The 26,611-nt window shown below is 56.2% G+C and carries 22 protein-coding genes; 12 read left to right on the top strand and 10 right to left on the bottom strand.

The window, feature by feature from the left end; all coding sequences use genetic code 11:
- Positions 1-23 precede the first annotated feature (23 nt).
- Both B9Z44_RS13605 and B9Z44_RS13600 read right to left on the bottom strand, forming a co-directional pair.
- Complete coding sequence (locus tag B9Z44_RS13605; RefSeq protein ID WP_108358553.1) at positions 24-1,919, bottom strand: propionate--CoA ligase; 1,896 nt, start codon at positions 1,917-1,919, stop codon at positions 24-26.
- Between the two features lie 92 nt (positions 1,920-2,011).
- Entirely contained in the window at positions 2,012-2,614 is a 603-nt protein-coding gene (locus B9Z44_RS13600; RefSeq protein ID WP_108358552.1) for an isochorismatase family protein, read from the bottom strand.
- 160 nt (positions 2,615-2,774) lie between these two features.
- Here B9Z44_RS13600 and B9Z44_RS13595 point away from each other — a divergent pair, with 160 nt between their 5' ends.
- Positions 2,775-3,323, top strand: a complete 549-nt coding sequence (locus B9Z44_RS13595; RefSeq protein ID WP_108358551.1) for a C40 family peptidase — start codon at positions 2,775-2,777, stop codon at positions 3,321-3,323.
- Between the two features lie 13 nt (positions 3,324-3,336).
- Here B9Z44_RS13595 and B9Z44_RS13590 read toward each other — a convergent pair whose 3' ends face one another.
- Complete coding sequence (locus B9Z44_RS13590; protein WP_108358550.1) at positions 3,337-4,167, bottom strand: RNA pseudouridine synthase; 831 nt, start codon at positions 4,165-4,167, stop codon at positions 3,337-3,339.
- Between the two features lie 69 nt (positions 4,168-4,236).
- Between B9Z44_RS13590 and B9Z44_RS13585 the strand changes: the two genes are divergently transcribed.
- Together B9Z44_RS13585 and B9Z44_RS13580 are read left to right on the top strand one after the other, a co-directional pair.
- Positions 4,237-5,799 carry a class I adenylate-forming enzyme family protein gene (locus tag B9Z44_RS13585; protein ID WP_108402681.1) on the top strand — a complete coding sequence of 521 codons (1,563 nt, stop codon included), beginning with the start codon at positions 4,237-4,239 and terminating at the stop codon, positions 5,797-5,799.
- A 17-nt stretch (positions 5,800-5,816) separates the two neighbouring features.
- Positions 5,817-6,524 carry a VOC family protein gene (locus B9Z44_RS13580; RefSeq protein WP_108358548.1) on the top strand — a complete coding sequence of 236 codons (708 nt, stop codon included), beginning with the start codon at positions 5,817-5,819 and terminating at the stop codon, positions 6,522-6,524.
- Positions 6,525-6,570: 46 nt separating this feature from the next.
- Here the strand turns inward: B9Z44_RS13580 and ycaO are convergent, their stop codons facing one another.
- From ycaO to B9Z44_RS13560, 4 genes are all read right to left on the bottom strand, one after another.
- Positions 6,571-8,301, bottom strand: a complete 1,731-nt coding sequence (gene ycaO, locus B9Z44_RS13575; RefSeq protein ID WP_108402680.1) for a 30S ribosomal protein S12 methylthiotransferase accessory factor YcaO — start codon at positions 8,299-8,301, stop codon at positions 6,571-6,573.
- Positions 8,302-8,419: 118 nt separating this feature from the next.
- Positions 8,420-9,586, bottom strand: coding sequence for a YbfB/YjiJ family MFS transporter (locus tag B9Z44_RS13570; protein WP_108402679.1), 1,167 nt, complete (start codon positions 9,584-9,586; stop codon positions 8,420-8,422).
- An 86-nt stretch (positions 9,587-9,672) separates the two neighbouring features.
- On the bottom strand, positions 9,673-10,194 hold the full coding sequence (locus B9Z44_RS13565) for a hypothetical protein (RefSeq protein WP_108358545.1): 522 nt from the start codon (positions 10,192-10,194) through the stop codon (positions 9,673-9,675).
- Positions 10,191-11,180 (bottom strand): tRNA dihydrouridine synthase, encoded by a 990-nt coding sequence (locus B9Z44_RS13560; RefSeq protein ID WP_108358544.1) that lies wholly within the window; start codon positions 11,178-11,180, stop codon positions 10,191-10,193. Before B9Z44_RS13560 ends, B9Z44_RS13565 begins: the two co-directional genes overlap by 4 nt.
- 132 nt (positions 11,181-11,312) lie before the next feature.
- Here B9Z44_RS13560 and B9Z44_RS13555 point away from each other — a divergent pair, with 132 nt between their 5' ends.
- The 9 genes from B9Z44_RS13555 to B9Z44_RS13515 are packed head-to-tail and all read left to right on the top strand — an operon-like array spanning position 11,313 to position 18,001.
- On the top strand, positions 11,313-11,828 hold the full coding sequence (locus B9Z44_RS13555) for a GNAT family N-acetyltransferase (RefSeq protein ID WP_108358874.1): 516 nt from the start codon (positions 11,313-11,315) through the stop codon (positions 11,826-11,828).
- A gap of 34 nt (positions 11,829-11,862) precedes the next feature.
- Positions 11,863-12,147, top strand: coding sequence for a DnaJ domain-containing protein (locus B9Z44_RS13550; RefSeq protein WP_108358543.1), 285 nt, complete (start codon positions 11,863-11,865; stop codon positions 12,145-12,147).
- Between the two features lie 40 nt (positions 12,148-12,187).
- A complete protein-coding gene (locus B9Z44_RS13545) occupies positions 12,188-12,736 on the top strand; it encodes a hypothetical protein (RefSeq protein ID WP_108358542.1) in 549 nt (182 codons plus the stop codon).
- A gap of 12 nt (positions 12,737-12,748) precedes the next feature.
- Positions 12,749-13,504 carry a hypothetical protein gene (locus B9Z44_RS13540; protein ID WP_108358541.1) on the top strand — a complete coding sequence of 252 codons (756 nt, stop codon included), beginning with the start codon at positions 12,749-12,751 and terminating at the stop codon, positions 13,502-13,504.
- 11 nt (positions 13,505-13,515) lie between these two features.
- Positions 13,516-14,721 (top strand): hypothetical protein, encoded by a 1,206-nt coding sequence (locus B9Z44_RS13535; RefSeq protein ID WP_108402678.1) that lies wholly within the window; start codon positions 13,516-13,518, stop codon positions 14,719-14,721.
- A 59-nt stretch (positions 14,722-14,780) separates the two neighbouring features.
- Positions 14,781-15,515 carry a tRNA-uridine aminocarboxypropyltransferase gene (locus B9Z44_RS13530; RefSeq protein WP_245912821.1) on the top strand — a complete coding sequence of 245 codons (735 nt, stop codon included), beginning with the start codon at positions 14,781-14,783 and terminating at the stop codon, positions 15,513-15,515.
- Positions 15,516-15,529: 14 nt separating this feature from the next.
- The gene (ylqF, locus tag B9Z44_RS13525) at positions 15,530-16,468 is read left to right on the top strand and encodes a ribosome biogenesis GTPase YlqF (protein WP_108358873.1); all 939 of its coding nucleotides are present in this window, start codon (positions 15,530-15,532) and stop codon (positions 16,466-16,468) included.
- 17 nt (positions 16,469-16,485) lie between these two features.
- The gene (locus B9Z44_RS13520) at positions 16,486-17,079 is read left to right on the top strand and encodes a 3'-5' exonuclease (RefSeq protein WP_108402676.1); all 594 of its coding nucleotides are present in this window, start codon (positions 16,486-16,488) and stop codon (positions 17,077-17,079) included.
- A gap of 22 nt (positions 17,080-17,101) precedes the next feature.
- Positions 17,102-18,001 carry a hypothetical protein gene (locus B9Z44_RS13515; protein ID WP_108402675.1) on the top strand — a complete coding sequence of 300 codons (900 nt, stop codon included), beginning with the start codon at positions 17,102-17,104 and terminating at the stop codon, positions 17,999-18,001.
- 8 nt (positions 18,002-18,009) lie between these two features.
- On the opposite strand, the gene B9Z44_RS13510 is transcribed toward B9Z44_RS13515, so the two are convergent.
- From B9Z44_RS13510 to B9Z44_RS13500, 3 genes are all read right to left on the bottom strand, one after another.
- Positions 18,010-19,422 carry a DUF2130 domain-containing protein gene (locus B9Z44_RS13510; protein ID WP_108402674.1) on the bottom strand — a complete coding sequence of 471 codons (1,413 nt, stop codon included), beginning with the start codon at positions 19,420-19,422 and terminating at the stop codon, positions 18,010-18,012.
- 154 nt (positions 19,423-19,576) lie between these two features.
- Positions 19,577-20,233, bottom strand: coding sequence for a hypothetical protein (locus B9Z44_RS13505; RefSeq protein WP_146180623.1), 657 nt, complete (start codon positions 20,231-20,233; stop codon positions 19,577-19,579).
- A complete protein-coding gene (locus B9Z44_RS13500) occupies positions 20,184-26,609 on the bottom strand; it encodes a DEAD/DEAH box helicase family protein (RefSeq protein ID WP_108402672.1) in 6,426 nt (2,141 codons plus the stop codon). Before B9Z44_RS13500 ends, B9Z44_RS13505 begins: the two co-directional genes overlap by 50 nt.
- Between the last annotated feature and the right edge of the window lie 2 nt (positions 26,610-26,611).

The raw sequence follows: 26,611 nt of genomic DNA, 5'->3' as shown, positions 1-26,611 counted from the left end.
AAAACCCAGCCGTGGGCGCCAAATCAAACGATTTGGTCTTTGATCTGTTGCAAAGCGGTTGGATCGTCGATGGTGGTCAAGTCACCTGGATCGCGCTTTTCACACACCGCCTGAATGGCACGGCGCAGCAATTTGCCACTGCGTGTCTTGGGCAATGATGTCACGAAAATCACACGGGATGGGCGAGCCACCGCACCGAGTTGGCTGTCCACCACTTTCATGACTTCGGCCTCCAAGACTTTGCGGGCTGCGTCGTCGGTCAAGCCAGAGGTATCTTTGGCAATCGCAAACGCCATGGCCACTTGGCCTTTGAGCTGATCGGCCACACCGACCACCGCCACTTCGGCGATGTTGGGGTGGCTGGAGATGCTTTCCTCGATTTCGCGGGTGCCCAAGCGGTGACCCGCGACGTTGATCACGTCATCGGTGCGGCCCAAGATGAAAAAGTAGCCGTCTTCGTCGCGCACAGCCCAGTCGAAGGTGCTGTAAACCAGCTTGTTCGGCACGGTGTTCCAGTAGGTGCTGACGAAACGCTTGTCATCGCCCCAAATGGTTTGCAAGTTGCCGGGAGGCAATGGGCCTTCGATGGTCAACACGCCTTTTTGGTTAGCGCCGGTCAACTCTTCGCCAGTTTGGTCGTCGACCAACTTGACGTTGTAGCCGTAAACGGCTTTGCCAGGTGAGCCAAACTTGCTGGGTGCTTTTTCGACACCGTTGCAAATGGTCAAGATGGGCCAACCGGTTTCGGTCTGCCAGTAGTTGTCGATGATGGCTTTGCCGTTCAGGCCTTCTGAAATCCACTTGGCGGTTGGCTCGTCCAGAGGCTCACCCGCCAAGAACAAAGCTTGCAAGCTAGACAAGTCATATTTGGTCAACAAAGCGGGGTCTTGCTTTTTGAGCACACGAATGGCCGTGGGCGCGCTGAACATCACATTGACTTTGTACTTCTCAACCAAGCTCCACCAGATGCCGCCGTCTGGGCGAATCGGCAGACCTTCATACATGATGGTGGCCATGCCACCAATCAATGGACCGTAAATGATGTAGCTGTGCCCTACCACCCAGCCAATGTCGCTGGTACAGAAGAAAGTGCCCCCAGGTTTACCTTGGTAAATATGGGGAATGCTGGACGCCAAAGCCACGGTGTAACCACCGGTGTCACGTTGCACGCCTTTTGGCTTGCCCGTCGTGCCCGAGGTGTACAAGGTGTAGCTGGGGTGGGTGGACTCTACCCACTCGCAAGGCACCACGGTGTCCATGTGTTTGGCGCGCTCAGTGGCGTAATCCACATCACGACCAGCCACGGGCGTGAAAGCCGCCAATTTGCGATCCACCATGATGACATTGGCAGGTTTGTGTGCCGACAGCTTGATCGCCTCGTCGAGCAAGGGCTTGTAGGGCACGCCTTTGCCGCCGCGTGAACCCGCGTCCGCGCTGATGATGACTTTGGGCGACGCATCTTCAATGCGGGTCGCCAAAGAATGAGACGCAAAGCCGCCGAACACCACCGAGTGGATAGCACCCAAACGCGCACAAGCCAACATGGCAAACGCCGCTTCGGCAATCATGGGCATGTAAATCAAGACGCGGTCGCCTTTGGTGACGCCCAGATCTTTCAAAATGGCCGCCATGCGCTGCACTTCTGCGTGCAAATCGCGGAAGCTATAGGTGTGCTCTTGGTTGGTTTCGGTCGAGACGAAGATCAAGGCCGCTTGGTCAGCGCGGTCCTTGAGGTGACGGTCTACCGCGTTGTGGCACAGGTTGGTTTTGCCACCCACAAACCACTTGGCAAACGGCGGGTTGCTGTAATCACAGATTTGTTGTGGCTGGGTCTCCCACTCCACCAATTTGGCCTGCTCAGACCAAAAAGCGTCGCGATCCTCAATGGAACGGCGGTGAAAATCTGCATAAGCAACCATCTACTTCTCCTAAAAACGAATTTGCACTGAATTCATAATTATGAGAAGAACGTACTTGCAACAAGCTGACTTTTGGTGTGGGTAATTACCCTTTACTTGATCAGGGCGTGAATTTCTTTGAAGGGGTCGGCTTCGGCTGAGCGCAGCCATTCAAACAAAACCATCTCGGTCGTCACCAGTTCGGCACCCGCACCGGCCAAACGGTCAAAGGCTGCGTCGCGGTTGCGCTCGGTGCGTGAGCCGCAGGCGTCGGTCACCACCCACACGGAATACTCTTCTTCTAGCAAGTCCAAAGCGGTTTGCAGCAAACACACATGGGCTTCGCAGCCGGCGATGACGATGCTTTGGCGCGTAGGCTCTTGCGGCACGGCCTTTTGCAAATGCTTGGGCAAGCTGCGGGCATTGCCAGCGGGCGCACGCGCCGCGGGTCGCAACACCTCGCTCAGGCCATCGGCACAGGCGCTGAAACTCATCTTGGGCAAGGTACGGCGGCACAAGGCACGCAACTCCACAGGATTGGGACCCAGTTTTTCTGGGTTTTGTTCCGTGCCATAGGTTGGCACCTCCATCCAGTGGGCAGCTTGGGCCAGGCGCATGGCGTTGGCCAATACCAAATCGGCTTCAAAAATGGCGGGCATCAGGCGCGCTTGGTAGTCCACCAGCACGAGTTGGGATTCTTGGTCGTCGAGCAACATGCGAAGTACAAATAGGTTTGTAGAAAGCACCAAGTATCGACGATGCGGCTAGAGGACGTTTGTCAATATCGTTTACTTTAGGATTAACCCTAGGTAAATCAACAACTTACGCGATATATTTGATAAGATTTAGCAGATAAAACAGCTAGAATAAGCGGTTATGTTGAAACGAATTCTCCTCATCCTCTGCTGCGTCGCCAGTGCACATGCTGCACCGTCGAACAATGCCGCAGACGACATCGAGCGCTATCTGGCGGAGCGCGGCATCGTCGCGCAAATGGACCACATGCGCCAATCCGTCGGAGACACGGCGTCAGACTTGGTGGTCAACGCCATGACGTTCTTGGGCGTCCCCTACCGCCGAGGCGGTACCAATGCCAGCACCGGTTTTGATTGCAGCGGTTTTGTACGCTCGATGTTTGAGCAAACCGTGGGCAAAGTGCTGCCGCGCCGTGCCAGCGAACAAGCTGCGGCCACTGAAAAAATCGACAAACAAGATTTGAAGCCCGGCGACTTGGTGTTCTTCAACACCATGCGCCAAACCTTCAGCCATGTGGGCATTTACGTGGGCGACAACAAGTTCATCCACTCACCCAAGCCAGGCCAACAAGTGCGCGTGGACGATATGCGCCAAGCCTATTGGGACCGCCGTTTCACAGGCGCGCGTCGCGTGGCACCTGCGGCCAACGGCGACAGCCTCAGCAACTAAGCGCAGCAGAGCGTTAAAAACGCTCGCCTTCGCTCAGATAGCGCCAAGCGCCCTCTTCCAAATCGCCCAAGCTCACGCGTCCTAAACGGATGCGGCGCAGCGCCAAGATCTCCAGCCCAGCCAATTCACACAGGTAAACCGCCAAACCCAGGTGCGAGCCTTTCACGGCCAAACGCAACTTGCTGCGCTCGGGGTTGGCACTGCCCACGCTGATTTTGAAATCGGGCAAACGCAAACGTTCGTCGCGCATGGCCCGTTCAATCGGACGCAACGCATCGGGCGTCACCTCGCCGCGCACATCCACAATGAGCTCTTGCTCAATGAAGGCCATGTCCTCCATCAGCTTGCGCTGGACGCGGAAATCTTGCGTGAAGGCTACCAAGCCGCTGGCTTCATATTCCAATGGCACGCTGGCGTCGAGTTTGGCCAAATGACTTTTCAAAAAACGCACGCCACTGTGGTCATGCTTGCTGTGTTGCTCGGTGGTGAGCAAGGTGCGCACGTTTTGCGGACCTTTAGGCACGCGTGTTGGCACGGCAGCGCGCCCGACTGGCGCAGGCTTTTTCATCGGCAATGGCTCTAGGCCATCGGTCCAACCCGCAGGTTTGTTCAAAATCAGCGTGACCGACATGAGGTTGAGCAAACTGGCGTGTGCATCTACCGTCACGTGTTGTGTGGTCACACGACGTGACGGCTCTTGCACCACCGCACCATCAACGCGCACAAAGCCCGCTTCAATGTATTGCTCGGCTTCACGGCGCGAACAGTCGCGCAGTTGCATGATGCGTTTGGAAAGGCGCTCGCCTTCGGCTGGGCGGTCACCCACAGATTTGCTGGAATTCATAAGGGCTGAATCCTCCCACAGTTAATCGTTGTATCGTTCACCCATTCACTTGTTTGTGGAGAGATTTCGTTGAATTTGGCTCATTTACTCCAGCGCATGGCGCGTCAGTTTCCTAACCGCGCTGCTATTTTTCATGGCACACATGCCGTGGCGACCTACGCGCAATGGGCGCAACGCAGCGCGCACCTGGCCCAACAGTTTCAAGATGCGGGCCTGCAACCAGGCGACCGCGTGGCGCTGTTCATGCACAACCACCCGCGCTATCTGGAAGTGATGTTTGGTGCATGGTGGGCAGGTTTGGCGGTGGTGCCCATCAATGCCAAACTGCATGTGCGTGAAGCGCAATGGATTGTTGACAACGCCAAAGCCAGCTGGGCCTTCATCACATCTGACGTGACGGCAGACGTCACCACAGACACTGGCGAACAATTGCAAGGGTTGCAGCGCGTCATCGATGTGGATAGCCCAAACGCCGATGACTTATGGGCCCTACCTCACGCAAGTGATAAGCCCCCCACAAAGCCCATCGTTGAGCGCCAGTCGGACGACCTCGCTTGGCTGTTCTACACCAGCGGCACCACGGGTCGCCCCAAAGGCGTGATGATCACCCACCGCAACTTGATGACCATGGGCCTAGCTTACTTCACCGATGTGGATGCCATCACCGCGCAAGACACTATCGCTTATGCCGCCCCCATGTCGCATGGCGCAGGCTTGTATGCCATCCCGCATTTGATGGCTGGTGCACGTCATGTGGTTCCGGCTTCAGGCGGCTTTGACGCAGCGGAGTTGTTTGAACTGGGTCAGGCGGTTGGTCCGCTGTCGATGTTTGCTGCACCGACCATCGTCAAACGCTTGGTCGACCATGCTGAGCAAACACAACAAACCGCCGAAGACTGTGGCAACGCCTTCAAAACCATCGTCTACGGCGGCGCACCCATGTATGCGGCAGACATCCAACGCGCGCTGCGCCTCATGGGCCCGCGCTTTGTACAAATTTACGGCCAAGGCGAAAGCCCCATGGTGGGCACGGCCCTGTCTCGCTTTCATTTGAGCGACACCACCCACCCCGAACATGCGCAACGCTTGGCGTCTATCGGCGTGGCGCAAACGCCGGTGCAAATTCGCATCGCCGATGAGCAGGGACACGATCTGCCTTTGGGTGAGGTGGGTGAAGTGCTCATCCAAGGTGACAGCGTGATGGCCGGCTACTGGCGCAACCCAGAAGCCACGCAAGCCGCCATTCGCGAGGGCTGGTTGTTCACGGGTGACATGGGTTGCTTAGACGCGCATGGTTTTCTCACACTCAAAGACCGCAGCAAAGACCTCATCATCTGCGGCGGCTCTAACGTCTACCCGCGCGAGGTGGAAGAAGTGTTGTTGCAAGCCTCGGGCGTGAGCGAAGTGGCCGTGGTGGGCGCACCCGACCCCGAGTGGGGTGAAATCATCGTGGCTTTTGTGGTGACACAACTCGGCAGCACCGTCACCGCGCAAGACCTCGACACATATTGCTTAAAAGAAATCGCCCGCTTCAAACGCCCCAAGCGCTACGAACTGGTCGACAGCTTGCCCAAGAACAACTACGGCAAAGTGCTGAAAACCGAACTGCGTCAAAGACTCGCTCAGCCCTAGTGGTATGGTGCTGCCCCATGCACACACAAATAGACCACCTCGTCATCGTTGCCAAAAGCCTAGAACAAGGCGTGCAATGGTGCGAAGACACACTGGGCATCACGCCTGGCCCCGGCGGCGAGCACACGCTGTACGGCACACACAACCGCTTGTTCAAAGTGGCCTCGCCTTCCAACCCCATGGCCTATGTCGAAATCATCGCCATCGACCCCCAAGCCGTCCGCCCCAAACGCGCCTGCCCGACGCGCTGGTACGACATGGACGACCCCGCCTTGCAAAAGGCTGTCGCCAAAGAACCGCGCTTGGTCCACTTTGTGGTGAATACCCCCGACATCCGAGCCGCACGCATGGCCGTGCGCATGCAAGGCATTGACCGCGGCCCCGCCATCTCAGCCAGCCGACGCACCAACCGTGGCACGCTCAACTGGCAAATTTCAGTGCGCGCCGATGGCCAACGTTTGTTTGATGGCTGCATGCCCACACTCATTCAATGGGGCAAGCCCGAAGCGACCGACCCGCTCAAGCTGCATCCGCGCAACACCCTCACCCGCTCGGGTGTGACGCTGCAAAGCCTAGAGGTGATCCACCCCAGCGCCGCGAAGTTGCAAGCCGCTTATGACGCGATTGAACTCAACCGTGTGACGGTGACCGAAGGGCCAGCCAACCTCAAAGCCACCTTGCAAACACCCAAAGGGGTGGTGGTGCTGGAGAGTCTTGGCCTTTAAGTGGCTTTCAAAGCGGCTTTTTGTTTGGTGTTTGGCTCGCAGGCTGTTAGCTTTTATACGCCTGCACTTTCTCATACGCGGCCCACAATTTATGCTGCATCTCGCAGCCATTCATCATCAAACCCGGCGCTGAGATGCCCATGAAGCGGTCGGTTTGCATGATGAGCGCATGGGCTTGCTCAAACACACCTGCGCCATACAACTGGCGAATCGCGCCCACATAGGGCGCGGTGTCGCCACGGTCGGTGAGCAACACCAAGGTTTCGATGCAGGCATAGACCGAGCGGCGTTGCTGGGGAATTTGGTCAAAGTGGCGAATCCATTCGCAGCCTTCCACCGTGGCGGCTTCATCGCCACACGCCAAGGCCAAGAGGGTTTTGAGTTCGCCCACGCGCAGGTCTGCCCAGAAGCTTCCTGCATCCGGTGTCATGCCAATCAAGGCTGCCACAGGGCGCTCGTCTGCCAAGTTGGACTCGTTCAACGAGGCCAACAAATCGCTGCATTCTTCGTTGTCGAGGTCGGTCAAGTTGAGGATGGCTTCACGCATCTCGTTGGCGATGCTGTTGTTCTCAAAATCGAGGTCGTCCACGGGGTAAATCTCAGACATGCCCGGCACCAAAATGCGGCAGGCGTACACACCCAAGTGCTCGAAGTCGGCGATGTAAATATCAAAGCCATCGTCGTGCATGCGTTTCACACAATACGAATAGTCGTCGGCAGTGGTACTGGAGAAGTTCCAATCCACAAACACATAGTCTGGAATTTGGCCCAAAAATTCCCAGTGAATCACGCCACTGGAATCGACGAAATGAATTTCAATGTTGGGAGCGCTGGCCGCTTCATCCAAATCAAACGTGGGTGGTGGGAAGCCCACCAAAGTGTCCAACGCGCGGCCTTGCAGCAACTCGGTCAAGGCACGCTCTAGCGCCACTTCAAAACGAGGATGCGCACCAAAGCTGGCAAAACAGCCTTGGTCTTCGGGGTGCAGCAAAGTCACGTTCATCACGGGATACTTCCCGCCGAGTGATGCGTCTTTCACCAAGATGCCAAAGCCTGCGGCACGCAAAGCGGCAATACCCACAGCGATGCGTGGATAACGGTTGATGACGGCTTCAGGCACATCGGGCAAACAAATGCCCTCGCTGATGATTTTGGCTTTCACGTGACGCTCAAAAATTTCAGACAAGCCTTGCGTTCGAGCCTCAAGCGCGGTGTTGCCCGCTGACATGCCGTTGCTCACATACAAGTTGCCAATGATGTTGACGGGGATGAACGCCGTCTCACCATCGCGCTGGCGCACATAGGGAATGGCGCAAATGCCGCGCTCTACGTGGCCGGAGTTGAAATCCACCAAGTTGGCGCAATCGATGTTGCCTTCTGGGTTGTAAAACGTGTGCAGCTCGGCGTTGAGCAAGTCCTTGGGCCACGAGCCATCGTCGGTCAAATCAAACCAACGCTCTTGCGGGTAATGCACAAACGAGGCATCCGCTGTGAGGGGGCCTAGGTAGAAATGTGTCCAAAAATAGTTGGTCGCCAAGCGCTCAAAAAACTCACCCAAGGCACTGGCCAAACACGCCATGCGCGTGGCGCCTTTGCCGTTAGCAAACAACACAGGGCAATCGCGGTCACGGATGTGGACCGACCAAACACCATCGACGGGGTTGAGCCAACTCTTCTCTTGGATGTGAAACCCCATTGCCTGCAACTTGGCTTGTAGGGTGTTGATGGTGGATTCGAGTGGCGCGTCTTTGCCAAGAATAAAACTTTGAGTGGGCACGGTAAATCGCTTTTAAAAACAGCAGGGGCGCCCTGGAACTTGTCCCGTATTGTGGGGCCTGCACGACCTGCTCAAAGCTCGGGGTTTTCGCTCAACGATGCGGCGACGTGTCTGTTATTTAGTCGTCTTTTGGCAAGGTTGCCAGCAGCGCCATGCCTGCAGCCATGACGCCAGCGGTCAGCCACAACGCCCCTTTGAACGTGCCCGTGGTCTGAGCCATGTAGCCTGCCACCACGGGGGCCAGCATTTGCGCTGCGCCATAGCTGAGCGTGAGTTTGGCCATGGCTTTGCCTGGGTTGTTAGGCGCGCGGCGCCCCACAAGTGCCAGCGTCATGCTGACAATACCAATGAAGGTAGCGCCGTATCCCACTGCCCCCGCGAGTGCCGCCCACAACTCGCCCGACATGGCCGGCAGCATGACCGAAAGCGTTTGCAAACCAAACGCCAACAGCAAAGCCCGTTTGTCACCCACACGCCGCGCCACCAAATCCCAAATGAACACCGCAGGCATGGCCGCCATGCCGACCATCGCCCAAGCCAACGGACCTTGGCCCGCCAGCGCAGGCTCGCGCTCCACGATGGCCACGGTGAACGTGGCACTGATGACAAAGCCCCAGCCCGCGGCAAAGTAACTGGTCAGCATGGTCCACGCCCAGCGGCGTGAGCCCAAGCCTGCTGCAGGCGCTGCGTCATGCGCCACCACCACCTGGGGTGGCACAGGCGGACGCCACTTCCAAGCGGGCACAAAAAACAACAAACCCAAAGCCGCAAAGGCCAACCATTGGTCCGACCATGTGGGCCACAGCTGTGCCAAGCCCCAAGCCCCCAGCGCCGACACCACAATGCCCAGCCCTAAGCCGATGAAATACAAACCCAACTCAGGCCGACGCCCTTGGCGCATCAGCCAACCCAAGATCAAACCTGAACCGAGCAACATGCCCGTGGCACCACACAAGCCGCCGATGTAGCGAATCAAAGCCCATGCAGGCATCCACGTGGTCAGCGCCATCGCCGCCACCGTGAGCAAGGCCATCCACAAGCCAGCGCTGTACAGCCAATGCCGCCAGCGCACATCGTCAATCCAAGTGGCGGCTAAAGCACCGCTCATATAACCCGCGTAGTTGATGGCGGCCAAACCGCCAGCGGCCGCGTCGGTCAATCCGGTTTGGGTTTGCAGGCTAGGCAACAAGGGCGTGTAGGCAAAACGGGCCAAGCCGATGGTCAGCACCAAGCCGCAAATGCCGCCCGTGAGAACTTGCCATGGATGAAGGTGTTTGTTCGACATGAGTCAGCGAAGTATGCCGCGCGTCGGGCCCCTCAATGTCAAATTGCTGTCACGCGGGTGCGAGAGGCATCAAGCCAAGGTAAGGCTCAGCCCCGTGCGCCTTTTGGCTTCTCAAACCCCGCATCCACCCAAGCCTGAGCGGTATTGCGGTTGAGCTTGAAGCCAGCCTCCACCCGCACCTCAGCCAGCGTGTCGCCGCCCTCGTCTTGCGCGCTCAGTGTGGCGTAGGGGTTGTCGTCATCGGGCACGATGTCTAGCAGCACGGTCACGCGACCTGTTTGGCCGTTGACCGTGACGGCCTGGTGCAGCGTCGCGTGCAACTGCTGCTCGCTGCGGCGCACAAATTCAGAAGCGGTTTTGACCAAGGTGATGAACGCCGTGCCGTCCAAGGGCTTGGGGTTCTTTTTGTCGCGGCCCATGGTCCACGGGCCAATCAAGGCGGCTTCGGATTCGCCGTCTTTGAACATGGCCACCGCCCAGCCGTCGTCATCGTCGTTTTTGATGACCTTGGCTGTCCAAGTTTCGTTTTGCCATAGGCGGGGCTCTTGCACAAAGCCGCTCTCTTGGGTGTCGTCTTGCGAATGGTCTGGGGTGTGGTCGTCGTTCATGCGGATTGGGTGGCGTGTTCGGGGTTGGCGCGGGTGGCATCCATCCACGCGTGGATGTCTTTGGGGCTGGTCAAGGTGCGCACATGCATGTACGCAGCCTCGGCCTCGGGGTAGTGTTTGCGCAAAAAGTTGAGCCATTGTTTCAAGCGCCCCGCTTGGTGACGCTCGCTCACATGGCCCGACACAATTTGCCAAAACGTGTGCAGGTGTGGCGGCAGGTCTTGCCAACGCACTACGCGAGCGGGTGCAGGCAAACCACTCGCAGATGCGTCGTGCGCTTGAATGGCCCAGCCCAGTCCAGGGTTGGTCACCATGCCTCGGCCCAACATCAAGTCAAAGCAACCTGATTCAGCACGGGCATTGATGGCGTCTTGCACATTCCAAATTTCGCCATTCGCCACCAGCGGGGTTTTGACCTTGGCTTTGATGTCGGCAATGCGGTGCCAATACGCGGGTGGGCGATACGCATCGGCCTTGGTGCGGGCGTGCACCACAATTTCACTGGCACCACCCGCCTCTAGCGCCAAGGCGCATTCCTCCGCCGTGCTGTCGTCGTTGAAGCCCAAGCGCATCTTGGCCGACACCACTTGATGGGCGGGCACCGCGGCGCGCACCGCTCGCACAATTTGGTACAGCACCTCGGGGTCTTGCAGCAGCACCGAGCCACCGCCGTGGCGGTTGACTTGTTTGGCGGGGCAACCAAAGTTCAGGTCCACCCCGTCGCAGCCCATGCCCGCCACGCGCGCGGCGTTGTCCGCCAAACATTGGGGGTCTGACCCCAGTAGTTGAGGCCGCACCGGCACGCCAGCAAACGTACGCCCGCCATTCGTCAGCTCGGGCACGATGCGCAAAAACGTGCGCTCGGGCAGCAAGGTGTTGGTGACGCGGATGAACTCGGACACGCAGCGGTCCACCCCGCCGATGCGGGTCAGCACGTCGCGCAGCACAAAGTCGAGCAAGCCCTCCATCGGGGCAAGAATAAGCATGGGGTTGGGAGTTTGAAAAAGAAGGCCGCAAGCAGCGAAGGCACTACTCTACCTAACTCCGTGCAAGGGATGGTTTTACTGGGACAATAGCGGTCTTATCTGTTCACTGAATTTTCCCTTTCCATGTCCGACCTGACAACTGTTGAAGTCCGTCCCGCCACCATGCGCGACGCCGCCAAAATCGCCGAGCTGTACGCCGCCACCGCCAAAGAAGCGTTCAAAACCATGCAAACCGGTAGCAAAGTGCTGCCGGTGCCCGAAGAAAAAAGCACCACCTACTGGCGCGAAGCCATTGAGTTTGCTGAACCTCAAGTGCAAGTAGCCGTCGACGGCAGCAAGATCGTGGGCTTTGTGGGCTACGACCGCTCTCGCGACAAAGGCACGCCCAACACCCTGGGCGAAATTTGGGACATCTACGTGGATGCTGCTTACTGGGGCCAAGGCGTCGGCCTGGCGTTGTGGGACGCCGCCCGTGAAGGCCTCCAAGAAGAAGGCTGTACCCATGTGTCCATTTGGGTGCCCATCGCCAACGACCGCGCCATGCGCTTTCATGAGTTGGCCGGCTTCAAACGCGAAATGTCCAGCGCCAAGACCGTGCCCATGGGCCCCGTCAAGGTGGAAGAGATTCGCCTGAAGCAAGCGCTTTGATTTTTCAAGCGCTGTCATTTTTAAAGAACCGAACGTGTCTGAACACTACGCCGCCCTCGGGCTGAAAAGCGATGCCACGCTGGCGGACATCAAACGCGCATTCCGCCAAAAAGCCTCGCAGTTTCACCCAGACCGCAACACCGCCGAAGACGCGCCTGCGCGTTTTCGCGAGGTGCAAGAGGCCTACGACGTGCTGTCAGACGAGACCAAACGCAAAGCCTACGACGACAACCGCCGCCGTAATTTGTTAGATGACCCTGCGCAAACCGCGCGCGAAATTTGGACCGCCTACTTTCAGCAAGTGCTGAATCGTTCATAAAAACGTTCTGATTCAAAAGCAACGTTTCCATAAGCAAAACATGAGCATTTCTCCATTCTTCCAAGAGCTGCGTTCGGCCTACCAAGCCGAGCTGGACGACCTCAACTCAGACTCCGAAGGTCACTACATCCTCGACAAACGCTTGGCTGAAAAGCGCAAAGAGCTGGGCTTTTTGCTACAGATGCTGGATCTCAACCCCGAAATGGTGGCTGTGGTGTTGCACCAAGCCTTTGAGTTTCATGAGCCCGAGTTGATGGACCACTTCATCACCTTAGACGCCGATGATTTACTGAGCTGGGATGCTGTGTCTGAAGGCATCCGCATTGCACCTTGGGCACAACCCATGGTGGACCAAATCTTGGCAGAGCCTGTGGGTGCTTGGTTCATGAGCGTGGCTGCGGCCCTCGAATACATGCACGGCACGCCTATGCGCTCCTCCGCACAGTCAAGTGACGCCGATGCCGACGAAGATTTAGAGAACGTCGAACGTGGCGATCAGCCCGAACAAGACGAGGAGCGCGAAGCACGTGAACGCGAAGAAGCGGGCAACGCATGGATGGTCGAACAAGGCTTCGACAGCAAAGAATAAACAGGTGACCCCATGACCGACAAAACAAATGCCATCGCACTGATTGCCAAAACGCAAAGCCTCATCGCCGCAGGCGACATCACGGGCGCAGAAGCCGCGCTCGTCGAGCTGGCCGATGCCGAAGGCGACCAAGCCTTGATGGTGGTGCTGGCGCAGCTGCCCCCCAAAGACATCTTGGCCGTGATTCGTGAGTACGACACGTCCAAAGAATCGGTCATCAACCTGCTGGTCACGCCCGAGCAATTTGCCCGCGCCGTGGTGATTGAAAAACAATACAAAGACCTCACCCGCACCCACTTGCGCGGCATGATGAACTCCATCATCTTTCGCGACGATGCAGACACGGTTGAGTTCCTCACCGCCATTGGCGATTTGGAAGGCGGCGCTGAAGCGCTGGCCGACTACTTCAGCGAAAAGTGGAGCCGCATCGAAGCCTTTGCACGCACTGGCACATTCGACACCATGGAAGACGACGGCGACATGCTGTCTGAAAGCGCCCTGCTCGGCTCCGCCTATGTGAAGCCCCGCGTCGAAGAAGACGAAGTGGCCGACCAAGACTGGATGCAACTCGCGTGGATCTTGCGCCACAAAATTCCAGACCTCTTCATCGAAATGTTGCTGGTACTTCGCGCCAAAGCACGTGCCCACGATGCGGGCCTGTCGGAAGACGACGAGGAAGACGACGACGGCAAGGTCGAGACCAGCGCCACCGACCGCGGCCAAGCCACCCCCGCCGCGCGTGACTCTGACGAAGAATCTGCCATCTAAACCCACAGACCATGACGCAAGCTGTTGTTGCCCTTTTTGATGACCGCCCTTTCTTTGAAAAGGCGGTTGCCTACGGCGTGCAACACGGCGTGTTGGACCAAACCAAGCTAGACGCCATCCAAACCGATGCGCCTAAAGGCATGGTGCAAATCGCGCGTTACTTTGGCAGCGAGTTCTTGCGTCCTGAGCTTGAAAAGGCTAAGGACCGCATCGTCAACATGGTCAGCCTCACGTTGCAAATTCAAAGCGGTGGCGATTTGCGCAAAGCCGCAGAGCAGCTGCGCGAGCACTCTTTTCTTTCGCGCTCGAAGGCCGCTTCAGACATGCTCAAAGCGCTCATCGTCATGCCGCAAAACACGCACTTTGGCATGAACGAGCACGGCGGCTTTAGCGACAAACACATCCCGCAATTGGCCAAATGGTCGCTGTGCAATTTGGCCGACTACCAAGCCGAGCTGGCCAAGCGCCAACAAGTGGCCCACGTCATCGACGCCGCCATTTGGATGGCGGACCAACTGGGCCTGCACGCTGACGATTTAGAAGAAGCGGGCTGCGATGCCGAAGCCGTGATTCGCACCGCGCTGATGGCTGCTGCCACCAAACACAAAGACATGCCTGACTGGGTGGCCTTTCAAAAAATCATCGCCACGCTGCGCAAGCCCAGCGCCACCAAAACCATCCACTTGGTTGCGCCCAAAAACTTGCCCGCCGAATTCAAAGCAGCGGTCGAGCACGTGCGCCTAAGTGTGGAAGCCGACTTGCCCAAAATTTTGGATGCCAAGTTGACGCCACAAAAACTCTTCAACCAAACACCGGCTTTTGTAGGCCGCTACTTTTGGGTAGAGGATGGTTTGTCTGAGGTTGACCACTTTGATCGCCAAACCTCTGCCGCATGGACCAAAGCCACGGGCGGGCACAGCGACGACAGCTCGCTGCTCACTCTCTTCTTGTGCATTGCCACGGGTAGTACCGGCAAAACACTGCTGACCGAAAAAACGGCAACCACGCTGATTCGCAAAATCCGCAAATCAGGCGTGCAACCCGAGCTGGCGACGGCATTCATCCAAGCCAATGCACCGGCTGAGCATCAAGACGATTACATAGCCATGTGGGAAGCCTTCATTGACGAATCGCTCGTCACGTTGGAGAGCGACCACGACTACAAACTGCACGATGCACTGTCGCTGTTGCGCCGCGAATGCAATGTGGCCGACTAAGCCATAGCCGTCAAACAAAGCCACCGCTGCCAGCACCTTCAATTGCCTCGACCTTCGCCTTGACCGCAGATTTACCCCACGCCGTTGCGCGCTTACGCGCAACCCGCCTCGCCCGCAGCGTCAAACCTTTTCTAGCCCGAGGCGGCCCCAAAGGTGAACGCTGCGCAGGCTGCCGCTTGGTGCCCACACACTGCATCTGCTCACTGCGCCCCGACGTGTCCACACGCGCAGGCATGTGTTTGCTGATGGCCGACATCGAACCACTCAAACCCAGCAACACGGGCTGGCTGATTGCCGATGTGGTGGCTGACACCTTTGCGTTTGGCTGGGCGCGCACCGAAGTTGACCCGACTTTGCTCGCGTTGTTAAGCGACCCGCAATGGCAACCCTATGTGGTGTTCCCTAGCGCGTTTGCTGAATCGCAACGCGTGGTGCATAACGTAGCGCATGAAGCCCACAAGCGCCCCTTGTTCATCCTGCTCGACGGCACGTGGGACGAAGCGCGCAAGATGTTTCGCAAAAGCCCCTACCTGCAAAACTTCCCCGTGTTAAGCCTGCACCCCGAACAACTGTCGCGCTACAAACTGCGACGCGCACAAAGCGAGGCCCACTTTTGCACCGCCGAAGTGGGCGCCATGTGCCTAGACCTTGCCAACGACACGCAAGCCGCGACCGCCCTCAACGCCTACTTTGATGTGTTCACCGAGCACTACCTCAAAGCCAAGCAACAACTCCCCGTCGATTTGGGCGATGACTTGCATCTGCGATTGCAGACAGCCACCCATTCCGCGTGAACGACAATCAAGACATGGCTATTCAATGGTTCCCCGGACACATGCACCTCACGCGCAAAGCGATTGGGGAGCGCATCAAAGAGATTGACGTTGTCATCGAAATGCTCGACGCCCGCTTGCCCGGCTCTAGCGCCAACCCGATGTTGGCCGAGCTCATTCAAGGCAAGCCCGCACTCAAGGTGCTGAGCAAGCAAGACTTGGCCGACCCCGAGCGCACCGCGATGTGGCTGGCCCATTACAACGCCATGCCCGGCGTGCGCGCCATTGGTCTAGACACCAGCATGTCCTCGCCCGCCAAAGCGCTGATCGACAACTGCCAACAACTCGCCCCCAACCGTGGCGGCATGGCCAAGCCCATGCGCGTGCTGATTTGCGGCATTCCCAACGTGGGCAAGTCCACCCTCATCAACACGCTCAAAGGCAAACGCGCCGCGAAAACGGGTGACGAAGCGGGTGTGACCAAGATAGAGCAACGCATCGCCTTGGCCGATGACTTTTATTTGTACGACACCCCCGGTGTGCTGTGGCCTCGCATCATCGTCGAACAAAGCGGCTTTAACCTTGCCGCCAGCGGCGCGATTGGCGTGAACGCGTTTGACGAAGAAACCGTGGCGCTTGAGCTGCTCAACTACCTCATTCCCCACTACCCCGACGTGCTGCACAAGCGCTACAACATCGACGACGTGGCCAGCCACACCGACGAAGAAATGTTGGACGCCATTGGTCGCAAACGCGGTGCAGTGCAAAGCGGTGGGCGCATCAACACCACCAAAGCCGCGCACATCGTCATTCACGATTTCCGCACAGCGGCGCTGGGTCGCGTGACGCTAGAAACGCCCGAGCAATTTGCCGCGTGGTTGGCCGAAGGAAAAATTGCAGACGCCGAACGCGCCGTGCGCAAAGAGGCGATTGAGAAAACAAAGAAGACGGCGCGCAAGCCTAAAAAGCGTTGAGATCAGAACAGCAACACATGACACAACGCCTAGACACGCCCGACAAAGAAGCCATCGCCCTGCTCCCCCCGTTTGAACGCTTGGGGCTAGACCGCATCACCTTGGTCAACACAGCCAAGCAAGCCCAGATCGCACATGACGCCTTGATGGCCTCACGCGCCTGGGGCTTTGACACTGAATCCAAGCCCACCTTTCGCGTGGGCGAAGCGTCTGATGGCCCGCATGTGTTGCAGCTTTCCACCCGCGAACGCGCTTGGGTGTTTCAGCTGCACGACCTCGACTGCCGCGCGGTGGCAGCCGACTTGCTAGCGCGACCAGGCATTGCCAAAGCCGGCTTTGGTTTGGGCGATGACCGCAAACGCATCATCCAAAAATTTGGCGTGGAGCCAGCAGATGTGCTGGAACTGAACAGCATTTTCAAAGCGCAAGGCTATCGCAAAGAAGTGGGCGTCAAGGGCGCGGTGGCGGTGCTGTTCAAGCAACGTTTTCAAAAATCAAAGAAGGCCGCCACCAGCAACTGGGCCAATGAACGCTTGAGCGAATCGCAACTGGTGTATGCCGCCAACGATGCGTATGCAGCGTATCGGGTGTGGGAAGCTTTGTCGCTTTAAACCTTCAGAGCAAGGAACCGTCATGTCAAACCTCACAAGCCACAGCGCCACCACACACTCTGAACACGCCAGCTCGGTGCTGGCGTTTGCCAATGCCTTGTGGCGCGTGCGCCGACCCAAGCCCTTTGTGTTGGTGATTGAAGGTGAAGTCGGCCATGAAGGCACCGAGCCCACCGACTACCTGCACGACAAACTGCTGTTGCCCGAATGGCGCGAAGCTTTTTACAAGCTGGTCGATGCCACGGGCTTGGTCGTCTGCCTGAATTCGCACACCCAACACCCCACCTACCGCGATGTGCGTGGGCGCTCCAGCAAAGGGCGGCTGAGCCAGGGCGAGTACTACCACCACGACGGCTGCACAGGCCCCGTCAAGCCGCGCTTTGTGGAAATTCGCTGCCCCATTCAGCCGCAAACACGCGGCGTGGCCACTGCCGTAGCGCCGCACCGCGATGTGGTCAAAGCCATGGTGCAAGTGCTGCCCGCCGAGCTGGCCGCCACAGCCGCACTGGCCACGCAAGACATGAGCCCCGAAGCCTTGAGCCAAATGGACTACGCCGCGCTAGACCACCTGCAAGGCCTCATCACGCGCACCGTGCGCAAGAAGCTCAACGCAGAAGGCGCACGCAGCTACTTCCGCCAAGTCGATGCCGCCGCCAACGCCTACTTTGAACCTTGGGCCTTGGGCGAAAGCCGCTTCATTGCCAACGCCAACAGCGGCGTGACCATGCAACACCGCCGCGCCTACCAAGCCCCACACACTGGCGGCGTGGCTAATGGCCACTTGGTCAAACGCTGGACCAATGAAGAGCTGCTGCTACCCGGCCAAGTGGCCGACCTTGCCTTGATTGCTGCACTGTGCAGCGAAGAAGGTGATGAAGCGGATGGAGAGCGGGCTGAGGGGTGTTACCTCGGGGCGCATTGAGCGCCGTCTCAGTCGGGGCTCTTCCCCGTCAACTCTTCAAACTTGGCCGCCATCGTGGGGTTGCCGCGGGTGAGCTTCTTGATCGTCAGGTCGTCGGCCTTGTCGTTGGCCAAGCGTAAATTGTTGGCCGACTTGTGCAGCGCTTCCTTGGTTTTTTCCAAGTCCTTGATGGCTTCATCAATGCGCTTGACGGCTTCTTCAAAGCCCTCAGAGGCCAAGCGCCAATTGCGGCCAAACGCCGTCTTGAATTCGTCTAGCTGGGTTTCAAACTTGGTGATGTCCACGTTCTGCGAGCGCACCAAGGCCAGCTCGGACTTGTACTTCATCGCGTTCAAAGCGGCATTGCGCAGCAGCGTGATCAGGGGCACAAAGAACTGCGGCCGCACCACGTACATCTTGGGGTAGCGGTGCGACACATCCACGATGCCGCTGTTGTACAACTCGCTCTCCGGCTCCAGCAGGGACACCAGCACCGCGTACTCGCAGGCTTTTTCTGTGCGGTCCTTGTCCAGCTCTTTCAGAAAATCCTCGTTCCGCTTCTTGGTGGCCGTTTCGTCGCTTTCGTTCTTCATCTCAAACATGATGGAGACGATCTCGGCACCCGACTCGTCTGAGTCCCGAAAAATATAGTCACCCTTGCTGCCGGTGCGGGCGTCGTTGTCTTTCTCAAAATGCGCCCGCTGAAAAGCGGCTGCACGGATGCGGTTGAACTCGATTTCGCAGTGCTGCTCCAATGTTTCACCCACCATCTTGGTTGACAGCCGCGCCTTCATGTCCCGCAGACGGGCAATCTCGGCATCACTGTCGCGCAGCTGCAAGGCGTATTGCTCCTTGATGGCTTTCTCTTCCAGCTGGTTTTTGACGGTGATGAGGCTGAGCTCACTCTTCAAGGCATCGCGCTCTTGGGCGACCACACCCACGGCCTCGTTCACGGCCAGTTGGCGCGCTGTCTCGCTGGCCGCCAGCTTGGCTTGCAGCGCCTGAATTTCGGCGTCCTTTTTGGCAGCCTCGGCCTGCAGCGCATGGGCCAGCTTGGCCTCGGCCAACTGGGCTGCCGCTTGGCTGCTGTTGCGCGCCCTCTCCTGTTCGGCCTTCAGCTCGTTGGCCAACTGATCGCGCTCTTTGCTCACCTTGCCCAAAGCCTCCGTCACCGCCAGCTTGCGCGCCACCTCGCCCGCGTCGAGCTGGGCTTTCAGCGCCTGAATCTCCGTGTCTTTGGCCGCCGCTGTTTTTTGCAACGCATTGGTGACATTGGCCTCGGCCAAGGCAATCGCGCCCTGCTTTTCCCGCTCGGCCAACTCCAGCCGCTCGTGCAACTGCTTTTCAAAATCGCCATCACGCACCTGCTTGAGGATGTCGGCGTACCCCGCTTCGTCGATCTTGAAGGCTTTGTGGCAGTGTGGGCAGATGATTTCGTGCATGGTGGTGTTTCCTCTTTTTTGTTAGTTTTTGGTAACGTGTGCCTACCTCAGGCGCATGGTTTGCCTTGATAGGAAAACTTGACCCCGGCATTGGAGAAATCAAAAAGCAAAATCGTGGGCGCGACGTTGTTATGGCCGACACACTTCGATGGTGTCACTGGTCCACTCTTGGTTGACCTAATTCCAGTTTTAACTTCTTCAAGCTGGCTATAGCGCTATCAACAGTCGCTTCTAGTAGCTCGTTTGGCTTGGGCGCTTTGGTCGCAGACGCTGCATCAGCGAAAAGCACACCGTCATCGAAGAGTTTTTGGCGTTGCGACTTGACTAACTCTGCCCATCGATTGAAAAACTCGAGAAGTTCTCGTTCCGCTGGATCAAGATGGCCCACGACACTTGGATCGATATTTGGGATCTCAGCAAAGTGATCCGCAAACAGACACGCAATTGACAATTGTCGAAGCTGCTCGTGAGCCTCTCCAGCTTGTGCTGTTCGAGATCCGCTGGTAGGCCGCTCCCAAGGCGACCCCCCAGGTGCCAAGAGTTTCATACCCTCGATGATGTCTTTATATCGCGCCAATGGATAGGCGTTGCCTGGCAAAGCAGATCGATGCGCCCAGACCGCCAAAATCGAAGAAGCAACCTTGGCTTGAGCAGCGTCCCTGATAGGACCATCCGGCTCATTGGATGCCTTGTCGATTAGCTCTGCCAAATAGTGCGCCATCCAGCGCCCCAAGGTGTCGTTCAGCTCGGAAAAACCCAGCTCATCTGTCAGATGTGATCCAAGAGCCAAGATGTTGATCGGCTGATTCAATACGTCCGCATTGTCGGAGGACAAGGATTTTCGTGAACCGCGTTTTCTCTTCGGTGTCCTCGTCATATCTATAGGTGTCGTCTTTTGATTTTTCATGCTCTATCTCTATTTGCACAATCAAGTCCATAACGGATTGAACGAGAAAGCTAGCCAGGGATACCCGATCCATGGATAACTGCCACCCGTCAGACCGTAGATCCGAAGAATAGTAGTAATTCCTTTCCCGCTTATCGCTAGGAGTGTCGCCCCACGTTTGATAGGAGAAAAGGCCTCGGTTCTTCTCGTCCAGCCAAATTGGCTGCGATAGGCTGGAAACAATTTGCCTCAGCCCCGGAAAAACGGACTTGGCCGGCGCAAATTCAATTCGGCAGATATCGTTTCTAAAGGTGTCGCATTCATCCAAACGCAGATCACCCTCCAATGCATCGAGCCAGCCCTTCAAACGAAATTGGGGGTCGTGTATCTCCAAATCATCCCCGGCATTTGGGATGTGGTAATCCCATGAATCATCCGCAGTCTGAAGAGCGCGTACTAGAGCGCTGGCAGTGCCCGGAGAAACAAGTGCAGACGACAGTCTGGCTGTGAAATTTGTCTTTTGGGTGTGAATGCTGAAACGCGCAGCAACCGCAACTGAATCATCTGAAGCGACGTTGAGGAGTTCCAGAAACCGTTTGTCGTCAAAACCCTCCGATGGCACACTTAGCCAATCAACGGGCGGACCCCAGAATTGCCTCTTCAGGGGTTTACATTGGCGAATGTCTGAGAGCCACCGCTGAGGGTTCTCAATACCATTTCGGTCCAACCATCCCTCTAGGGTTCCCCAAGTGTCATCGTTACATGCGATCAGTGGGTATTGCTTCATTAAAGTACCCGCAGCGCACCACATTGCATGCCACTCCAAGTGACTACGATATCGCTCAACCGTCGGGAGCGACCCGTGCCGGTTGTAGGAAAGGCTGTAGTTGCTATTGCGAAACCGATCCTTTCGTGGTTCGTCAACTGAACCTTCAGCATCGGTTTGGACATGCCACATGTCAACTATCCAACGCGCCGCTTCATGCTGAAACGTGTTCATTGAGAGACCCGAGAAAACCTCCACACCGCGTGTAAACCAGTAGGGAATAGTGTCCATATGATCAAAGTAGAACTTGTTTTTCCCCTCAGGTTGATCTCTAGCTCGCGCCACTTTCTTAGTTGACTCGACCACTCGGGTAAATGCGGACTGACCAATGTTTTCCACCTGCTTTAGCTCGGCCTTAGTCAACCGACCAGGTTCAATATTTGCAATGTTGATCAGTGCATTCTTCGCAGACATTCGCACAAGCAAATGCGGAAATGAATCATCCGTCGCAGCGATGAGCAGCCAGTTTGCATACGGCGCGATTTGATCGGTTTTTTCTGAACTAATTCGTTCTAACGTCAACATCAACCACATCCGAGCTGCACACCAATAGAACGGTGCTTTAGGATCTTTGAAATGCGGCTCTGTGTGCTTGTCATATCGTTTGATGACATGATCAAGGGTGTTTGAATCCTGTAGTCGTGCCAAGCAGCGAATGCCATGCGCCGCGCGCCAGCGCACGCGGAGATCGATATCACCAAGAAAACCATATAGCAATCGTGCGACAGCTTCAGTCGTATCGGCTGGTTCGTCATCGACGCGCTCTGAGCGCACATTTGTCGTATCCGCATCCAGAAAGCGTCCTTGTAACCGCGACGTAAAACGGTCAAGAACCTGCGCAGCTTCTGTAGGCCTCACAAATTTGGCTGCATAGCCGACGAAGGAGTGGATTCCTTGGGGGCTAAGGGAATCGGAGTTATTTTCAATGCCAGCGAGAAGCAGTTCGGTAACCTCATCATCCGAAAGCGCCATGTTCTGCAAAATCCACTCTAAATCTGATCCATCTTCGGATAAGTACCGGCCAAACACGTGGAACTCTGAGACTACTAACTTCTTGAAGTCCGTACGGAACCATTCCTTTATCGCAAGTGAGGCGGGTAACCATGACTTCAAATTGCCTAATACTGCGGCGCGCCAGTCATATGTTGAGATTTCTTCAGATTGAAGATTACACAATGCTTTGAGAAATGCCAGTCGGTCTGCACGCTTCACCTGGCGTGCCATTGCACTAAGTAGAGTTGATGCGCTGAATTGCACACCAAGTGAGTCTGCCTTCAGTTTCGTGGCGTCGATGAACGCGTATATCGCTGCCGAATCTGCGAGTGAGGCGCATTCGGCAAAATCGAGAAGGCTTTCGAAAGCAATCGCACGTTGCGCTGCGGCCTCTTTCCATGACGATGAATCCGGCACCCCTGGTTCATTGTCAAAGGCAGACGTGAAATTGCTGACTTCAACCAATCGCGATGCCCATGGCCCTTTGTTTCCGCCATTGAGCAATGATTCAACCAACTCAACTGTAGATGGCCTTCCATTCTTCGCAAACCGCAACAGCTCGTCCCTAGCGATCTCCTCAGATAAGGATGTGCGAATGACTGCTTGAGCCTGGGAAGAAATTAGAGCTAGTGTTGAGGTATCACACGTATCGTCAAAGTTTGTAAGCGCCATGGCTTGCGCTGCAGTGATGTCGCCTGACTGAAGAGCCGCTTTGATAACCTCGGGTAGCAGGATATTCTGATCTACCACAGCCTCATCATCCCAACAACCGACGGCGGCGAGTGCAAGTGGTGTGCTCAATGCTGACAGGGTTCGCGCGACCGAAGTCCACGGGAAGTGGTCGTAACCGAGAAGCCGCAGATACACCTCATCAACAATAAAGTGAACCCGTGTTGCCAGCTTACGCCGGTACATTTCATCTAGCGTTGAAGCACCCCGCTTGGCTAATGGTTCTAATACGGCGAGTTCGTGCATGGAATCGCCATCGATTTCATCGGCCACTTTTAGAGCCACATTGAATATAGCTTGCCCGTCGTCGGGACTGATAGATGCCAGAACACGGGCAAGTCCCATCAGAAAGCTGATTTTTTCACTTGAAGCGGTTTTGGCAACTGCCGCTGCAGATGCCCAGGCATTGACTTGTTCGATTACTGGGTCATGCAGCACATGACTGAGAGCGAGCTCGGTCATTAGCGGCTCAAAGTATTGGCCAAATGGTGCGTCCCATTTTTTAAAGACCGTCCTCACAAGCAGCATTACATCCGCAGGCGAGGCCCCAGGAATGCATCTGAGTGCAGACATGGAATATGCGACCTGAACGGCCATACTCGCATGTTCATAGGTCCGTGTGCGCCAGCTCTCTCCAACAAATATCGAGACGGGTGGAACCAAGTTCGACGCCAACTCAGTGGCTGGAAGCAAGCCAAGCAAGGCCCGAGCTCTAGCGTTATAAATGGCTAGACGATCTTTGATCAGCGCCGTTGATTTGCTGTGGTTTTCGCGTGCCAAATTCGCGGCTTTATTCTTCTCCCTTCCGGTAAGGGTTGTATCTACCTCGGGTACTGTCAAATACGAATCAACTGTTGCGACACGTCCGTTTAGACATTCGCAGAGCGCGAAAGCACGAAGGGCCAAATCGCCCTGAGGCCTCTCCAATTGATACGACCGACTCGGATCCCGAAACTCATCCCTCAAAAACCGCGTCAGGATTCGGATCATTGGAGCAACGTTCTTTGACTGCGCAACGACGATCTCGCAGCCGGTCAAAACCAGTGCGGTAAGTGATTGACCAGGCTTATCGAACGCTGAGTAAGCCGTACCTTCAGACTTAATTGCAACCGCTACTGCTCGACTCGATAGTGAAAGCGCAAGCGCGTCGATGTCGACGACCTGCCCAGACAGTGCCATTGGCACCAAAAGCAAGCAATGCCAAGACTTTGGCATTGCGGAATCAACTACGCATCGCTCAAGCAATGCGGTGTCTCCTCGGGCTATGAGCTGGCGACTAAGCACAAACGCGACCTCGAAGCCAACTGACCGCGGGGTCCAACTTAGAGTGAATTCAATCGCGGCAGTTGGCCCGTCTGTGCGCAAAATGCCTTCAGCAACTGCGGCTATATCTCGACCTTCAATTTCCCAAGAATGAGGATGCAAACCTTGATTTGATTGTTCACGGGAATCTTCGATTCGGCGCAGGTGCCATTCACGCAACTGCCTCCGCTTTTCGCGAACCGATATACCGTCACCCTTGCGCGAGTCGGCGGCCAAAATATGCATGAGCGCAGGGCCATGGTGCACTTGTTGTGACGGCTCATACAGGATGGTTCGATCCACAGTCTGACGTGCGAAAGTTGCGGCAAGATCTGGGTGTCCTGTCAGCGTTTCCTGAACTGCCTTGTCAATTTTCAAGGCTTCAGCGCCAATTAGCAGTATTAACAGGGCATTCGCAGCGTCACCAGCCGCACGGCAGACCTTCATTGCGATGCGTAGGCGAGAATGATGTGCTTCGCGACGAAGAACCATATCGGCAATAGCTGTTGGCTCAACACCGCTTTCAATTAGTTGCACTATCTCGGCACCTCGACCGGCGGCGAACAATGCACTTGCCAGATGTGCAGCAGCGTATGGATTCACGGAATGCTCTGCCTTGACATGATTCGCTATATCAAGAATTGTCGATGGAAGTTGTTCGATTGCTTCGTCTCTAACAAAGCTCTCGAAGTCTTCATCTGCAAAGGTCACGGCGTCATTTGCAAGCTGTATCCCAGGTGCAATCTCCCCACAAATATCAATGAGCCTCTCTCTCATTAGGCCAGTTACGCAAGCCAAATCATGAATTGGAATTGGTCTGGGTAGTCCAATCAAAGCTGCGCATAGAGTTCCAAGTAACTTCGGGTTGCCATCCCGAAGCAACGCCTCACGGAGACGCTCTCTGAAAATATCATCCAATCCTTTTCCATTTGGCATCAGAAAGTTAAGTGCGTGCTGTGGTTGCGTTGTCGCAAATTCGAACGCGTAGTTCTGCACGCGTGGTACGCCACGTGAAAAGTGATGGAAGTCTTGGATCCACTGCCAGGAGGCGGCGCCAAACCGTGCTACTGCAAACTGCGTAGTCTCATCCAGAGTAAATGCCGCAATGTTTCTCGGGATAAAGCTTTCCGGGAGTGCAAGGTCGGAGAGTCGACTAGAGCGCGCGGTGACCAGTATCCGAACGTTTGCAGGTAAACCTCCAATCTTTGTGAACTCGTGTACAAACGATACTTCTGATGGAGTGCATTGGCGGGCACCTTCAACCGAGTTGTCTGCGGCGTCTATTGCAATGACAAGTAGGGCATTGGTCGATCGTGCAGAAACTGTCGCGGCAGCAAGGTCTAAGCGCTGTTTGAATTCACGAATGTAATCATCATTACCAGTTCGATTGATAAAAAGCGGAGTTTGAAGTTTGCTTGCAAGCTCGTTGATTATTTGAAGGTATGCATCCTTTGCTCTATGTCTGTATGCATCTGGTTCCTGGTATCGCCCGGCGCCATAGCAATCAAAGATCACCATAGTTGACCCTTGTGGCAACCCTTTTTGAATTTGCTGAACCGTTGTGGTTTTGCCACTTCCACCCGGCCCATGCAGGCAAAGCCTCTGACGACCTGAAATCATCTCATCCAGCACTTCGACGGCAACTTGGCGCGGCACGGCAGCTTCAATATAGCGAATCTGCGGGGGGCATGGAAAAAGCGCATCTGGGTGAGCGACACCCAGCCAGCTTAGAAGAGTTTCTTTAGAAATTACGCTACCTCGACCCTCAGGTAGCATGAGTTTGTGCACTCGTGCCTTGAGCTCCGAGGCTAGGCTTAGCGCGCCGCTTGCAACTACGTTGGCAATCTCAGCAACACAAGCCTCCTCATGTGCAAACCTCGATTCAGCACCACACATTGAGAAATCAAACGCAAGAAGAAAAGATGAGAACTGCGCTGACTTAAGTTTGGTTGCTTTTTGTAAAGCTCTGTAGTTTTGGCCTTGTGAATCAGCTATAGCTTCGGCAACCTCTAAAGCAATCGGCTGATTGCTGACCAACCGAATTGAAATGTTGTTGGATGCGACTAAATCTGGTCGCTTATCCGCCAACCCCGCATAAGCGCTAGCCAAGCGAGCAATGACGGAGTTGTTCTTTTTGCCGTTAGTCGCGGCCTGTAAGCGGGCAAGAGTCCACGGTAATTCAGGATTCGCGGATGAATACTTCAGCTGTTCGACCACTACTTTTGTCGCTTTGGAAAGCTGGGACCCGCCAAAGTACTGTGCGCAATCTACTCCCAGCCACGCATCTGCAGGTGCACCCGTTTCGTCGATAGCAAGTAAACCCTCGACGGTCAGTGCTACAAGGTCATTCATGCCAGTGAGAAGGGGTAAGGCGTGCCGTAACGCCCACCATTCGTGAAAGTCGTCTCCTGCTGAGGAGCCCCGAGCGCCTCCAAAATCTGGCTTTGCCATTT

The organism is Limnohabitans curvus (assembly GCF_003063475.1).
GTDB lineage: Bacteria > Pseudomonadota > Gammaproteobacteria > Burkholderiales > Burkholderiaceae_C > Limnohabitans > Limnohabitans curvus.
Note: the sequence above shows the minus strand (reverse complement) of the source record. Positions and strands in the feature narration are given on the sequence as shown.